11 protein-coding genes are annotated in these 13,461 nt (G+C 71.3%); 5 read left to right on the forward strand and 6 right to left on the reverse strand.

Annotation, left to right across the window (positions count from 1 at the left end; genetic code table 11):
• The first annotated feature begins 34 nt into the window (after positions 1-34).
• Positions 35-889: a L,D-transpeptidase gene (locus tag ASF58_RS05710; RefSeq protein WP_055948342.1), complete on the forward strand. Its 855-nt coding sequence runs from the start codon at positions 35-37 to the stop codon at positions 887-889.
• An 81-nt stretch (positions 890-970) separates the two neighbouring features.
• Here the strand turns inward: ASF58_RS05710 and ASF58_RS05715 are convergent, their stop codons facing one another.
• The 3 genes from ASF58_RS05715 to pgeF form a co-directional block, all read right to left on the reverse strand.
• Positions 971-1,732: a DUF2076 domain-containing protein gene (locus tag ASF58_RS05715; RefSeq protein ID WP_055948345.1), complete on the reverse strand. Its 762-nt coding sequence runs from the start codon at positions 1,730-1,732 to the stop codon at positions 971-973.
• A 217-nt stretch (positions 1,733-1,949) separates the two neighbouring features.
• Positions 1,950-2,756, reverse strand: coding sequence for a hypothetical protein (locus tag ASF58_RS05720; RefSeq protein WP_055948348.1), 807 nt, complete (start codon positions 2,754-2,756; stop codon positions 1,950-1,952).
• Positions 2,757-3,020: 264 nt separating this feature from the next.
• A complete protein-coding gene (gene pgeF / locus ASF58_RS05725) occupies positions 3,021-3,809 on the reverse strand; it encodes a peptidoglycan editing factor PgeF (protein ID WP_055948351.1) in 789 nt (262 codons plus the stop codon).
• A 181-nt stretch (positions 3,810-3,990) separates the two neighbouring features.
• Between pgeF and ASF58_RS05730 the strand changes: the two genes are divergently transcribed.
• The 4 genes from ASF58_RS05730 to ASF58_RS05745 all read left to right on the forward strand — a co-directional run bounded on the left by ASF58_RS05730 (position 3,991) and on the right by ASF58_RS05745 (position 9,167).
• Positions 3,991-4,563: a hypothetical protein gene (locus ASF58_RS05730; protein WP_082512832.1), complete on the forward strand. Its 573-nt coding sequence runs from the start codon at positions 3,991-3,993 to the stop codon at positions 4,561-4,563.
• Between the two features lie 421 nt (positions 4,564-4,984).
• Positions 4,985-6,070 (forward strand): aromatic ring-hydroxylating dioxygenase subunit alpha, encoded by a 1,086-nt coding sequence (locus ASF58_RS05735; RefSeq protein WP_055948354.1) that lies wholly within the window; start codon positions 4,985-4,987, stop codon positions 6,068-6,070.
• A gap of 115 nt (positions 6,071-6,185) precedes the next feature.
• A complete protein-coding gene (locus ASF58_RS05740; RefSeq protein ID WP_055948357.1) occupies positions 6,186-7,262 on the forward strand; it encodes an MBL fold metallo-hydrolase in 1,077 nt (358 codons plus the stop codon).
• A 201-nt stretch (positions 7,263-7,463) separates the two neighbouring features.
• On the forward strand, positions 7,464-9,167 hold the full coding sequence (locus tag ASF58_RS05745; protein WP_055948360.1) for a methyl-accepting chemotaxis protein: 1,704 nt from the start codon (positions 7,464-7,466) through the stop codon (positions 9,165-9,167).
• A 53-nt stretch (positions 9,168-9,220) separates the two neighbouring features.
• Here the strand turns inward: ASF58_RS05745 and hslU are convergent, their stop codons facing one another.
• The 3 genes from hslU to ASF58_RS05760 form a co-directional block, all read right to left on the reverse strand.
• Entirely contained in the window at positions 9,221-10,534 is a 1,314-nt protein-coding gene (gene hslU / locus ASF58_RS05750) for an ATP-dependent protease ATPase subunit HslU (protein WP_055948363.1), read from the reverse strand.
• Positions 10,534-11,604: a hypothetical protein gene (locus ASF58_RS05755; protein WP_055948365.1), complete on the reverse strand. Its 1,071-nt coding sequence runs from the start codon at positions 11,602-11,604 to the stop codon at positions 10,534-10,536. The genes hslU and ASF58_RS05755 overlap by 1 nt, the downstream gene beginning before the upstream one ends.
• A 127-nt stretch (positions 11,605-11,731) precedes the next feature.
• Positions 11,732-13,402, reverse strand: coding sequence for a methyl-accepting chemotaxis protein (locus tag ASF58_RS05760; protein ID WP_055948370.1), 1,671 nt, complete (start codon positions 13,400-13,402; stop codon positions 11,732-11,734).
• Positions 13,403-13,461 lie beyond the last annotated feature (59 nt).

A 13,461-nucleotide genomic window follows, 5' to 3' on the forward strand; every position in this document is an offset into this window, starting at 1 on the left:
ACGGGTTCGACCGAGGCTTGGAGCGTTGACGAGCATGCGGTTCGATTGGTGCGTGGCCGTGGCCTGCCTGACGGTGGGACTGGCGGGGCAGGGGGCACAGGCGCAGTCGCAGGGATCGGCCCGGCCCGGCGCCTATGGCGGGGGCTTCATCGAGTACATGCTGGGAAGCGGACAGGAAGCGCGCCCGGCCGCGCCGGCCCCGGTTCGCTACGTCTCGGGCAACCGCCTCGCCGATGCGCAGGCCCTCGACCCCGCGTCCCGCGCCTACGGTGTCGCCCCGACGCCACGCATGCTCCACTCCGGCGACCGGGTTCCCGAGGAGCGCTTCGTACCCTCGTACGCGCCACCGGTCGCCGCGGCGCCCGTCCGGACGCCGATCCGCCTCGCCGCCCTGCCGTCGGCCCAGGCCGTGGAGCCGGCGGTCGAGACCATCGCCCGCGCGCCCGATCCCCGCTACGCCCGCCAGGTCGTCGCCTTCGATGGACCGCAGCGCGCGGGGACGATCGTCGTCGATACGTCCGGCAAGTTCCTCTATCTGGTCCAGCCCGGGCACCAGGCGATCCGCTACGGCATCGGCGTCGGCCGGCCGGGCTTCGCCTGGTCGGGCCTGAAGACGATCAGCCAGAAGCGGGAATGGCCGGATTGGACGCCGCCCGAGGAGATGATCCGGCGCCGTCCGGACCTGCCGCGCCACATGGCCGGCGGTCCCGGCAACCCGCTCGGCGCGCGGGCGCTCTATCTCGGCTCATCGCTCTACCGCATCCACGGCACCAACGAGCCGCACACGATCGGGCAGAACGTCTCGTCCGGCTGCATCCGGATGATGAACGAGGATGTCATCGATCTCTACGAACGCACGCCCGTCGGCACGCGGGTCGAGGTCCTGTGACGGCTCAGGCCTCACGACCGGGGCCCTGAAACGAGAAGCGCCGGCGCCCCATCGAGGCGCCGACGCTTCGTCGTCGTGGGATCAGACCCAGTCGTCGTCCCCGCCGCCGCCGAGGTCACCCCCGAAGTCGCCGCCGGAATCATCCGTGAAGGACGCGTCCTGGAGATCGTTGCCGCCGCCGAGGGCCGAGCCGAGATCCTCGTTGCCGCTGCCGCCGAAGAAGTTGTTCTCGGTGATGTTCGGGGTGCCGCCGAGACCGGCCGCTGCTGCGCTGCCGAGCTGGGAATGGCCCCCCGCGAAGGCGTTGGAGAGGGCGCTGCCGAGCAGCATGCCGCCGGCGGCACCCGCCGCCATGGGCAGTGCCGTCGCCATGAAGCCGCCGCCGCGGGCCGGTGCCGCCTGCTGGCCACCCCACGGGCCGCCCTGCTGCGGGCCGCCATAGCCCGGCTGCTGTCCGTAGCCCGGCTGCGGCTGGCCATAGCCCGGCTGCTGCGGCTGGCCGTAGCCCGGCTGGCCGCCCTGATTGCCCCAGGCGCCGCCCTGACGCGGTGGCTCGGGCTGGCGGGCGGATGAACCGCCGCCGAAGATGCTGGACAGGAAGCCGCCGCCGCCGCCCTGCGGCTGCTGCTGACCCGCACGGCGCAGCTGCTCCAGCTGCTCGTTCAGGCTCTTGATCGCCTCTTCCTGCACGTAGATCAGCTGCGCCATGGCGTAGGGCGCGTAGGGCTGTGCCCGGATCTTGTCGGCAATGAAGCGCTCGGCTTCCGCGTCACGGGGCTGGCTCGAAGCCTGCTCCAGGCGCTGGAAAATGCCGCCGATGACGTCGCGTTCTTCGCTGTTCATGGAGTTGTCCTCCTGGGGCAAGCCGGCGGGTGACCACCCGCACGGGCGGGTCACAGATGGGGGGTGCCGCCGGCCTTTGTCAGGGGTTCAACGCAAACTTTGCCGTCCCGGATGCATGGGCCGATTTCGAATCTGCCCAGAACGCGGAAAAGCCCGGCCTTGCGGCCGGGCTTTCCTGAAGATGCGCGCCCCGCGAAGGGCGCGATCGGGTCGGATCCTAGTAGGAGCCGAACTTGTAGTTCAGGCCGGCGCGGACGACGGCGAACTCGGTGTCGCGCACCTGGCGGCCGCCGCTGGCGAGCACCACGCCCGGGCTGGTCAGGCTGACTTCCTGGCCGGCGTTGTTGACGGCGAAGACGCCGTTGTTGCGGTTGCCGCGGTCGAGGTTCACGTACAGGCCTTCGACCTTCAGCGTCACGGCCGAGGAGCGGAAGAAGTTCAGGAACGAGTCGGTGGGGAGCGCGTACTCGATACCGCCGCCGGCAGCCCAGCCGGTCTGGAAGTCGTCGCGGCTGGAGTTGGTCAGACCGAAGTCGCGACCGCCGCCCGAACCGTAGGCGAAGCCGCCGGTGCCGTACACGAGGGTRCGGTCGAAGGCGTAGCCGAGGCGACCGCGGACGGTGCCGAAGTAGTCGAGGCCCGAGACGCCGGCCGGGTTGAAGACCTGCTGGGCGGCCAGSGGGCCGGTGGCCGAGAAGCGGTTCCGCTCACGACCGAAGTCGACGTACTGGCCGCCGACGAAGCCGTCGTTGCTCTGGCCGTTGCTGAAGGCGATGGCGGCCGTGGTGCCCGGCAGGACCAGGGTGCTGGCGCCGTTGACGCCGATGACGGTCGGCTGGCTGTTGCTGGAGGCGTCGAAGCCGTAGCCGGCGTTGAAACCGGCGTAGAAGCCGGTCCAGGTGAACACCGGCACCGGCACGAACACCGGCGGGGGAGCCTGACGACGCGGAAGGTCGGCGGCGAAGGCGGAGCCGGCGATCGCGATGCCGGCGAGCGCGGTGGCGCTGCGAAGGAAGGATTTCATGATCTGGTCCTCTAACCGTTACGCACCGGCGCCACTTTTACGGGTGGCGTCCGCTGCAGTTCCCCGTCTTTAAGCCAGCAGCGTGCGAGAAGCTGTTGCGTTACGATCACGCCAGCCGCAGCGAACGCGGCCCCTTTGTGGCGATACTCGTCTTATTCTCACCCACTCCGTGAACACCGAACGCGCACCAATGGCCAAGGTTCGCGCACGGCCACGCTTTTTTCATCATCGGTCTTTGACAAAGTGTCGCAGGGCCTGGACGGCCTACGCCGAGAGGGCGATCGCGGAGATCAGTCGGCCATAATCCGCCTCGCCGAGATGGGTCGTCCGGCGGAAGCTGTAGAACCGGTCGGGATCCGCGTAGGTGCAGCACCCGAGATCGTCCGCCTGGGCGATTCCGGCCTGTGCGAGGCGCGCCAGGATGAACCCCGGGAGGTCGAACTGGGCATGGTCCGCACGCGCGCCGGGACCGAGGAACCGTTCGAAGGCGGGGGCGTCCGCCCGGAACCGGGCGATGAAGTCGGGTCCGACCTCGTAGGAGGCCTGCGCGATCGTCGGCCCGAGCACGGCGACGATGCGACTTCGCGCGGCGCCGAGCCCTTCCATCGCCGCGATGGTGCGCTCGATCACGCCGCCGAGGGCGCCCTTCCAGCCTGCATGCGCGGCGCCCACGACGCGGTTCTCCGGGTCGGCGAACAGGATCGGGCCGCAATCGGCCGTGGCAATGCCCAGGGCGAGGCCGGGCACCCGGGTCACCATCCCGTCGGCCCTGGGGCGATCGGCGAGGGCGATCGGACCCTCGACCACCACCACGTCGGGCGAGTGGACCTGATACAGGCTGACGAGGGCGTCCTCCGCGACATCGAGGTGGCGGCTCATGCGGCGGCGGTTCTCGCCCACGTGGTCGGGCGCATCGCTCGAGCCGAGGCCACCATTGAGTGCGACGTAGAGTCCCTCCGAGACGCCGCCGCGCCGGGTGAAGAAGGCGTGCCGAATGCCCGGGAGGCCGGCGAGATGCGGGGACTCGAGGGCTTCGGGATGTTCGCGCGTCATAGGCACTTCGACCCTTGCGGAGGATTGCGTTGCTGGGGGAGGACTGGGCGGGCGCGGCTCTCGCGACCGTGAGGCCTGCGCGCGGGTGTAAGTGACCCCGACGACACCCTGACGTCGCGGCTCTTTACGGTTCGTTAAGCATGTTTTGATCGTATGCGCTTCAAGAGTCGAGGATCAGCCGATGTCGGAAGCAGCCCGTCACCCCGCCCCGTACGAAACGGCGACCCGGCCTCAGCCCGGTCCGCTGCGCGATTGGCTGGCAGCCATGAAGGCCGCGACCCAACCGGCGGGCGCCGAGGTGCAGCCGGCGGTCGTTCCGGCCCCGATGGCGGAGGAGCCCCGGGTTGCCGAGCAGAACAAGGCCTGGACCCCGCGGGTCGTGACGCCGGCCGCCGCTCCGGCGGATGCCGTGGAGGGCGACCTCTCGGACCTGATGGCCGAGAACATCATGCTGAAGGCCAAGCTGAAGGTCGAGAACGACCGCTACGACGCGCTCCAGGGCGTCATCGCCCGTGAGCTGCGCAACCTGCGCGCCCATGTCGAGGCCGAGATGCAGGAATTCGAGGAGGCGCGCCGCGAGCGCGACCGGCTCAGCGCGACGCAGGGCGAACTGGAGAACGAGCTCCGCGACCTCCGGGCCAAGGGCGCGGCCGATGCCGCGCAGCTCTCCGAGATGCGCGGCGAGCGCGATCTCTGGGCCGCCCGGGCCGAGGCTCTGGCGCAGCCCATCTTCCAGAAGCGCAGCGGCCTCTGAGGCCCGCGCTCCCGACACCACCACCCTGAAACATCGAAGGGCCGCCCCGTGAGGGGCGGCCCTTCCATTGCCGAACCACTCGTGTCCGGCCGGAACTGTCGTATTCGCGTCGAGCGCTAGAAGGCTGCGCCGGAGGCGAAGGTCCAGGTCCGGGAGGCCGGGGTGAGCGGCTGATGACAATGAGACACTGGATCACCTCCTTTCGTTCGTTGCGGGTGAGCCGAAGTTAGTCAGCCCCTTCCGGTTTGAAAAGGCCCGCGCCCGCGCCCATCCGCCGCTCCCCTCGGGGCGGGTCCACGGTGCCGCGGGGCGGCGGCTGGCCTCGGCCCCGCCGGAGGTCTAAAGGTTCCGGCCTTCTCCCTCGCGCGGCGCGGCACCGACCTCGCGTCCGCGCCCACCGGCCACGGACCCGCTTCCCTCCATGTCCACAGCCCTGCGGATGCCGGCGCCCGACGAGGCGGCCCTCGACCCGGACGCCATGCGCCAGCCGCTGCCCGACGCCTGGTACTGCGTCGGCCGGTCCGAGTCCCTGAATGCGGGGGCCCTGCGCGCCGTCGAGCTCAACGGCGAGCAGATCGTCCTGGGTCGCGAGGCCTCCGGCGCTCCCTTCGCCCTGCGCGACCGCTGTCCCCACCGGGGCATGGCCCTGTCGAAGGGCCGCTTCGACGGCGACGCATTGACCTGCCCGTTCCACGGCTGGCGCTTCGGCACCGACGGCCGATGCCGCGACGTGCCGACCCTGTCGGCCTCGGACACTGCCGATTTCACGCGGATCGCGGTGCAGCGCTTTCCCATCCGCGAGAGCGCCGGCTTCGCCTGGGTCAATCCGCATCTCGGGCCGGAGACCGGATCGCCGCCGGCGGCGCTGCCGGAGCTCGGCTTCACGGCGGCCGGGTCCCTGGTGGTGGAACTCGTGGTCGAGGCCTCCTTCGACCTGACGACGCTCAGCCTCGTGGATCCCGGACACGTCGCCTTCGTGCACGATTCCTGGTGGTTCCGGCCCTCGAAGGAGCTGCGCGAGAAGGTGAAGACCTTCACGCCGACCCCGCACGGCTTCACCATGACGAGCCACGCCACGACGACGAGCTCGCCGGTGTACCGGCTGCTCGGCGGCGTGCCCGCGGTGGAGATCGAGTTCCGCCTGCCGGGCGTCCGCTTGGAGCGGATCGAGGCCGGGACGAAGCGGGTGGCGAACTACACCTTCGCCACGCCCCTGACCCAGAACCGGACCATGCTGACGAACGCCCTGTACTGGAACATGCCGGCGCTGAATCTCCTCAAGCCGGTGGCGCGGCCGCTGATGCGCCAGTTCCTGACCCAGGACCAGCAGGTGCTCCAGCACGCCCAGGCCGGCCTCGACCGCAAGCCCACCATGGTGCTGTTCGGCCAGGGCGACCTGCCGTCCCAATGGTACTTCCGCCTCAAGCGCGAGGCCCTGCAGGCGGCCCGGGAGGGACGGCCCTTCGCCAACCCCCTGGCCACGCAGGAGCTGCGCTGGCGCTCCTGACCGGCCCGGATCCGCGCATCGGCCAGTGATGCGTCTTGCGGATACGATGCGTCTTGCGGACGCGATGCGGGGCCGCGGCGCTTGATCGGCGCGCCGCAGCCGCCATCTCGGATCCATGAAACGGCATAGTTTGATCAAGGCGTTGAGCGCCGCCACGGTGATGACGCTCGGCGGGGTCGGCTATGCCGCCCACAAGCGCGGGCGCAATCCCTATTATCGCGGGCCGCGCAGCGACCATTTCGACGGCGTCCGCTTCCACAGCTCGGACCAGCCGGCGGACAAGACCCTCGGCGACATCGCCCGCTGGCGCTCCCGCCGCGGGGTCGACAGTCCTCTGCGCCAGGCCTGGCCGGCCTTCCACCCGAGTCCCTACGCGCCCGACGTGCCGCCCGAGCGGGTCTCGGGCCTGCGCGTCACGCTGATCGGGCATGCGAGCTACCTGTTCCAGGTCGCCGGCCGCAACATCCTGGTCGATCCCGTCTATGCCCGCCGGGCGAGCCCGGTGAAGTTCGCCGGCCCCAAGCGGGTGAACCCCCCGGGGATCGCCTTCGCCGACCTGCCCCCGATCGACGCGGTGCTGATCACCCACAACCACTACGACCACCTCGACGGAGCGGCGGTCGCGCGGATCTGGCAGGCGCACCAGCCGCTGATCCTGGCGCCCCTCGGCAACGAGGCCGTGCTGCGCGCCTACGACGACACCATGCACGTGGAGACCCGCGACTGGGGCGAGTCCGTGGATCTCGGCGGTGGCCTCACCGTCCACGTCACGCCCGCCCACCACTGGTCGGCCCGGGGTCTGAACGACCGGCGCATGGCCCTGTGGTGCTCCTTCGTCCTGACCACGCCGGTGGGGGTGCACTACCATTCGGGCGATACCGGGCTCCGCGACGGCGCGACCTTCCGGGACGCCCGCGCCCGCTTCGGGCCGCCGCGCCTCGCCACCCTGCCGATCGGCGCCTACGAGCCGCGCTGGTTCATGAAGGACCAGCACATGAACCCGGCCGAGGCCGTGGAAGCCGGGCTGCTGCTCGGGGCCGACCAGATGCTCGGCCACCATTGGGGGACCTTCCAGCTCACCGACGAAGGCATCGAGCAGCCGGTGGACGCCCTGGCGGAGGCGCGCGCCGCGCACGGGCTCGCGCCCGAGCGGTTCGTGGCGATGCGGCCGGGCCAGGTCTGGGAAGCGTGAGGCTTTCCGGATCGCTGGCCACGGCGCCGCGCAGTTCAGGACAGAAGTCTCGACAAAGGATCAAAGTCGAACGCAGATGTTCGCCATCGAGGTTCGATCATCCGGTTTCAAATCGCGCCGAGTGAATCGCGCGTTAAGAGGTTGATAGCGTCTCTCAGCCAAGTCCTGGTCGTACTTTAAATACGATCGCCGATAGGTTGCATGATGATTCACCTCAAGACGCTCACCGCGAAGGTCATTCTGCTGGCTGCTGGCGCAATTTTGCTGGTGTCCGCTGCGTTGTTACTGGTGACCGGCTACGAGATCGGGTCACAGCTCGAGGCCAAGCAGCGCGCCGACGGTGAGCGCCACCTGCGCGCCCTGAGCCTCGTCGCGGGCGACCAGATTGCCGGGGCCGAGATCGCCTTCGACGGCGATCGGGTCCGCACGGCCCGCATGCCCGACCTCGGCGGCCTGTCCGACCAGGCGATCGTGGACCGCACCGTGGCGTATGTGGGCGGCAGCGCGACGGTGTTCGCCTACGATCCCGCCGGCGATCGCTTCGTGCGTCGCGTGACCACGATGAAGAACGAGCGCGGCGAGCGGGCGGTGGGCACCGCCCTGGCCGCCGACCATCCGGCCCTGGCCCTGATCCGCGCCGGCAAGGCCTATAGCGGGCCCGCGAACCTGTTCGGCCGCTCCTACCTCACGGTCTATCAGCCGACCCTCGACGCGGCCGGGCGCATCAACGGCCTCCTGTATGTCGGCGTTCCCCTGGAGGCCTATGAGACGGTCTACGCCCAGACGATGGCGGCGATGCGCTGGACCATCCTGTCCGTCGCCGTCCTGGCCTGCCTCCTCGTCGGCCTCGTGGCCGTCCGCCTGTTCCGGCCGATCCGGGTCATCGCGGAGCGGACCTCCGGCCTGGTCGCAGGCGACTACGAGGGCGTCATTCCCTACCGGGACGCCGCCGACGAGGTCGGTGCCGTCGCCCGCGCCCTGGAGGCCCTGCGCGACACCAGCCTGCGGGCCCGCGCGCTGGAATCCGACCGGGCTGCCATGAGCCAGGTCGCCCAGGACCGCCGGGCGCTCCTGGATGCCGAGATCGCTCGCTTCCGCAGCCAGGTCTCCGAGGCCCTGAACGCCGTCGGTGCCCAGACCGGCGACCTGCGCAGCCGCTCGGCCGCGATGTCGAGCGCTTCGGCCGAGGCCTCCCGCGCGGTGGAGGGCGCTTCCGCCGGCTCGCGCGAGACCTCGTCGCACGTCCAGACGGTGGCCAGCGCCGCGGAGGAGCTCACCGCCTCGATCGTCGAGATCAGCGGCCGCCTCGATGCCGCCAAGGGCGCGGTCGACGCCGCCTTCGACGAGGCTTCGAGCACCAATCACCGCATGGGCGAGCTCGCCGGGACGGCCCAGCGCATCGGCGACGTGGTGGGGCTGATCCGCGCCATCGCCGACCAGACCAACCTGCTGGCGCTGAACGCCACCATCGAGGCGGCCCGGGCCGGCGAGGCGGGGCGCGGCTTCGCCGTCGTCGCCTCCGAGGTCAAGGCGCTGGCGAGCCAGACCGCCAAGGCGACCGACGAGATCGCCAGCCAGGTCGCTTCGGTCCAGACCTCGACGGGGCAGGCGGTGGATGCGATCGGCCGCATGACCGACCGGATGGGCACGATCAGCGCGATGACGAAGGATCTCGCCGCCGCGGTCGCGATGCAGGGCGAGGCCACCGGCGAAATCTCGCGCAATGCCGGGAACACGGCCACGACCTCGGTCGCCATCGCCCGCGACCTCGGCACGGTCACCGACGCCACCCGCCGGACGGCCGCCATGGCGGAGAGCGTCCAGGGCAGCGCCGCCTCCGTCGAGGACGTGGCGGCCGGCCTCGAGGCCGAGATCGGCCGCTTCCTCAGCGCCGTCGCGGCCTGAGCCGCGAGGTCAAGCGGATCGACGGACTCCCCCAAGCGGAAGAACGGCCCCGGTCAGAGAATGAACCGGCTCAGATCCGCGTTGGCCGCGAGGCTCTCGACCCGGGCGCGCACGTAGGCGGCGTCGATCGGCACGGTCTCGCCCGACCGGTCAGTGGCCGTGAAGGAGATCTCGTCGATGACGCGCTCCAGCACGGTCTGGAGCCGGCGGGCGCCGATGTTCTCCACCGAGTTGTTCACGTCGACGGCGACCCGGGCGAGGGCGTCCACCGCGTCGTCGCTGAACGCGAGGGTGACGCCCTCGGTCTGCATCAGCGCCACGGTCTGCTTCAGCAGGCTCGCCTCCGTCGAGGTCAGGATCTGGCGGAAATCCTCGACGGTCAGCGGCTGCAGCTCGACCCGGATCGGCAGGCGGCCCTGCAGCTCCGGCAGCAGGTCGGAGGGCTTCGAGACGTGGAAGGCGCCGCTGGCGATGAACAGGATGTGGTCGGTCTTCACCGGCCCGTGCTTCGTCGCCACCGTGGTGCCCTCGATCAGGGGCAGGAGGTCGCGCTGCACGCCCTCGCGGGAGACATCCGCCGAGGAGCGGCCCTCGCGGGCGCAGATCTTGTCGATCTCGTCGAGGAAGACGATGCCGTTGTCCTCGACCTCGCGGATCGCCTCCTGCGTCAGGGATTCGGCGTCGACGAGCTTGTCGGATTCCTCGGCCAGCAAAGGCGCGTAGGCATCCTTCACCGTCATCCGGCGCGGCTTGCCCTTCTGGCCGCCCAGCGCCTTGCCGAGCATGTCGCCGAGGTTGACCGCGCCCATGGAGGCGCCGGGCATGCCGGGGATCTCGAACATCGGCAGACCGCCCGGGGCGGCGCCCGTGAGTTCGATCTCGACCTCCTTGTCGTCGAGTTCGCTCGCCCGCAGCTTCTTCCGGAAACTGTCGCGGGTGGCCTGGCTCGCGGTCGGCCCGACCAGGGCGTCGAGGATGCGGGCCTCGGCGGCGGCCTCGGCCTTGGCCTTCACCGAGCGCCGCTTCTCCTCGCGCTTGAGGCCGATGCCGACCTCCACGAGGTCGCGCACGATCTGCTCCACGTCGCGGCCGACATAGCCGACCTCGGTGAACTTGGTGGCCTCGATCTTGAGGAACGGGGCCCCGGCGAGGCGCGCGAGGCGGCGGGCGATCTCGGTCTTCCCGCAGCCCGTCGGCCCGATCATGAGGATGTTCTTTGGGGCGACCTCCTCGCGCAAGGGGCCGGTGAGCTGCTGCCGGCGCCAGCGGTTGCGCAGGGCGATGGCGACGGCGCGCTTGGCATCCGCCTGCCCGACGATGAAGCGGTCGAGTTCCGAGACGATCTCGCGGGGAGAGAAGGTGGTCATCACGCTCCGATCGGGTGCGGCAGCCGGGCTGCCAGGGGGCGGGGGAGGGCGCGCAGGGTGAGGGCGCGCAAGGGGTGCCATCCGGCGCTGAGCGCCAGGATGAAGGCCCCGAGGGTGAGAAGGCTCAAGGGGACGGTGTTGCCGGCGAAGCCCGCCCCGCGCACCAGGGCGCCGAGGGCGAGCCCGGCATAGACCAGGCCGGAGACCAGGAGGGCCCGCCGGTCCACCGCCAGGGCGATGCCCGCGAGGCCGAGGACGATCGCCAGCACCCCGAGGGTCGCCGCCTGGCCGCCGCCGGCGGTCAGGCTGCCCAGGATCGGGTGGACGATGAGCGGGGCGGCCAGCAGGTGCAGCCAGAAGGCGATGTCGGTGCGCCGGGTGACGCGGGCCGGATCCGACAGGTCGAAGCGCATCGCGAGGGCGAAGACGCCGAGGCCGGCTGCGATGAACAAGCCGTTGCGCCCCGCGCGCGTCAGGTCCGGCGCCGCTGCGAGCAGCAATCCGAAGACGAGGGCGCAGAGCGCCGCCGCCCCGGCCGCCACCGTGATCGGGACGGAGAAGCGCCGGTAGTGCAGGGTGACGAGGGCGAGGGTCGCCAGGGCGCCGCCGATCAGCGGCAGCGGGCCCGAGCGGGGATCGGCCGTGAGGTCGAGGAGGGTCGGCCAGCTCGCACCGGCGCCGCCCCCTCCGGCGAGGGCGAAGGCCGCTGCCGACTGCACCGCCAGGGCGAAGACCACGAGGAGCACGAGGCTCGGCAGGGCCATCCGGCGCCGGCGGGTGAAGAACTCGGCGAGGCCCCAGGCGAGGGCGGCGATCAGGGCGTAGCCGGTCGCCGGGCCGAGGGTCGACAGGCCGAAATGCGCGCAGGCGCCGAGGAACAGGAACAGCCCGAGGGTGACGAAGATGTCGGCGAAGCCCGAGACGAAGCGCAGGCGCTCGTCGTCACGGGGTTCGTCGCGGCCGGTGTCCGGCCCCCCGTTCGCCCGCGCTAGGCGATCGAGGGATGCGGCCTGGATCTCGGTGATGATGCCCTCGGCCACGGCGCGGCGGAGGTGGTCGGCGGTGATCACGACGGAACCTCGCGGTGGGTCACCCCGCGCAGGGCGAGGGCGATGCCGCGTCGGGCGGGAAGGGGGTGGACGACGCACGCCCCCGACTTAAGCGCGCCGCCTCGCCCTTTCCAGTCGTTCCCGTGTCTCAGGCGGCGCGGATCGAGCCGACGAAGTGCGTGACCTCGCCGTCGAGGGCGCTGGAGCGGCGGGCGAGCTCCGCCGCCGAGGCGAGGACCTGGGCGGCTCCGGCACCCACCTCCACCGCGGCACCCTGGACCTCGGCCATGGTCTCGGTGACGTCGTGGGTGCCGCGGGCGGCGTCGCTGACGCTGCGGGCGATCTCCTGCGTGGCGACCTGCTGCTCCTCCACCGCCGCCGCGACGCCGAGGGCGATGCTGTGCACGCTGCCGATGGTCGTGCCGATCTCCCGGATCGCCTCGACGGTCTCGCGGGTGGCGGCCTGGATCATGCCGATCTGCGCCGTGATCTCGTCCGTCGCCTTGGCGGTCTGGGCCGCAAGGGTCTTCACCTCGGTGGCGACCACGGCGAAGCCGCGGCCCGCCTCGCCGGCCCGGGCCGCCTCGATGGTGGCGTTCAGCGCCAGCAGGTTGGTCTGGCCGGCGATGTTCGAAATCAGGGCGACGACGTCGCCGATGCGGGCGGCGCCCTCGGCCAGGGCCTCGACCCGGGCATTGGTCTGGCGGCTGCTCTCGACGGCGTTGGCCGCGGCGGCCGAGGTCTGGCCGACCTGCTGGCCGATCTCGTTGGCGGTGGCGGCGAGCTCCTCCGTGGCGGCGGCCACGGCCTGGACGTTCTGCGCCGTCTCCTGGGCGGCGCGCATCACGGCGGCGGATTGCAGGTTGGTGCGTTCGGCCTGGGCCGACATCGAGCGGGCGGTCTCCTCCATGGCGGCGGCGGCGTCGGAGAGGTCGCCCACGAGGGCGCCGACGCTGCCCTGGAAGCGGTCGGCCAGCTCGGTCCGCTCGGTGCGGCGGCGGGTGGAGGCGAGCCCGGCGGCCTCGTCCTGCGTCGCCCGCAGGGTCTCGGTCTCCCGCATGGAGCGGGCGAAGACCTGCATGCTGGACCAGATCGCGCCGATCTCGTCGCGGCCCGGCTTCACGGGCGGCAGGTCGAGCTGGCCCTCCGACAGGCGCCGGATGGCCGCGGTGACCCGGGCGAGGGGCGCCGCGATCTGCCGGTGCCCGATCAGGAGGCCGAGCACGAGGCTCGCGAGGGTGCCGCCCGCGGCCAGGACGATCAGCAGGGTCAGTCGGCCGTCGTAGAGGGTGTCGGTGGCGGCATCGATGGCAGCGACCTGGGCCTGGCCGCCGGCCACCAGGGCGTCGATGGAATCCTGGAAGGCCTGCCGGTTGGCGCGGTTGGCCTCGTTGAAGCCGAGATCCGCCGCCGCCTTCGGGGCGAGCGCGGTTCCCGCCCGGGCGATCTCCTGGCGCAGGCTGGTGAAGGTGGCCGCCCCCTGCAGCACCCGATCGAATGGCGCCCGCTCCGCCTCGGGGACCCGGCGGCCCAGGGCGCCGAGGAGGTCGTTCATCGCCGTCAGGTTTTGGCGCATCCGGTCGGCGTATTTCTGCGCGTCCGCCGTATCCTTGGCGGCGTAGACGCCGCGGGATTCGAGGACGACGTTGCTCACGAGCCGGTTAACGTTGGCCGCGTCGAGGGCCCGGCGGGCCGCCTGCCGGGACTCGACCATCGCGTCGTTGAAGGCCGAGAGGGTGGCAATCCCGACGCCGGCGACCACCAGGGTGATTGCCCCGCAGGCCAGGACGAACAACAGTATCTTCGCCTTGATCGTCATGTTCGGGACCCTGCCACGAGCGTTGATTCAAGCTCGTAAACAGTGTCTCGAAAACTTCG

It is taken from the genome of Methylobacterium sp. Leaf125, assembly GCF_001423085.1.
Lineage (GTDB): Bacteria > Pseudomonadota > Alphaproteobacteria > Rhizobiales > Beijerinckiaceae > Methylobacterium.

Coding starts and splice junctions, on each gene's coding strand:
- ASF58_RS05740 (WP_055948357.1), top strand. CDS start 6,186: ATGAAACGGCATAGTTTGATCAAGGCGTTGAGCGCCGCCACGGTGATG.
- hslU (WP_055948363.1), bottom strand. CDS start 10,534: ATGACCACCTTCTCTCCCCGCGAGATCGTCTCGGAACTCGACCGCTTC.
- pgeF (WP_055948351.1), bottom strand. CDS start 3,809: ATGACGCGCGAACATCCCGAAGCCCTCGAGTCCCCGCATCTCGCCGGC.
- ASF58_RS05715 (WP_055948345.1), bottom strand. CDS start 1,732: ATGAACAGCGAAGAACGCGACGTCATCGGCGGCATTTTCCAGCGCCTG.
- ASF58_RS05730 (WP_082512832.1), top strand. CDS start 3,991: ATGTCGGAAGCAGCCCGTCACCCCGCCCCGTACGAAACGGCGACCCGG.
- ASF58_RS05735 (WP_055948354.1), top strand. CDS start 4,985: ATGTCCACAGCCCTGCGGATGCCGGCGCCCGACGAGGCGGCCCTCGAC.
- ASF58_RS05745 (WP_055948360.1), top strand. CDS start 7,464: ATGATGATTCACCTCAAGACGCTCACCGCGAAGGTCATTCTGCTGGCT.
- ASF58_RS05760 (WP_055948370.1), bottom strand. CDS start 13,402: ATGACGATCAAGGCGAAGATACTGTTGTTCGTCCTGGCCTGCGGGGCA.
- ASF58_RS05710 (WP_055948342.1), top strand. CDS start 35: ATGCGGTTCGATTGGTGCGTGGCCGTGGCCTGCCTGACGGTGGGACTG.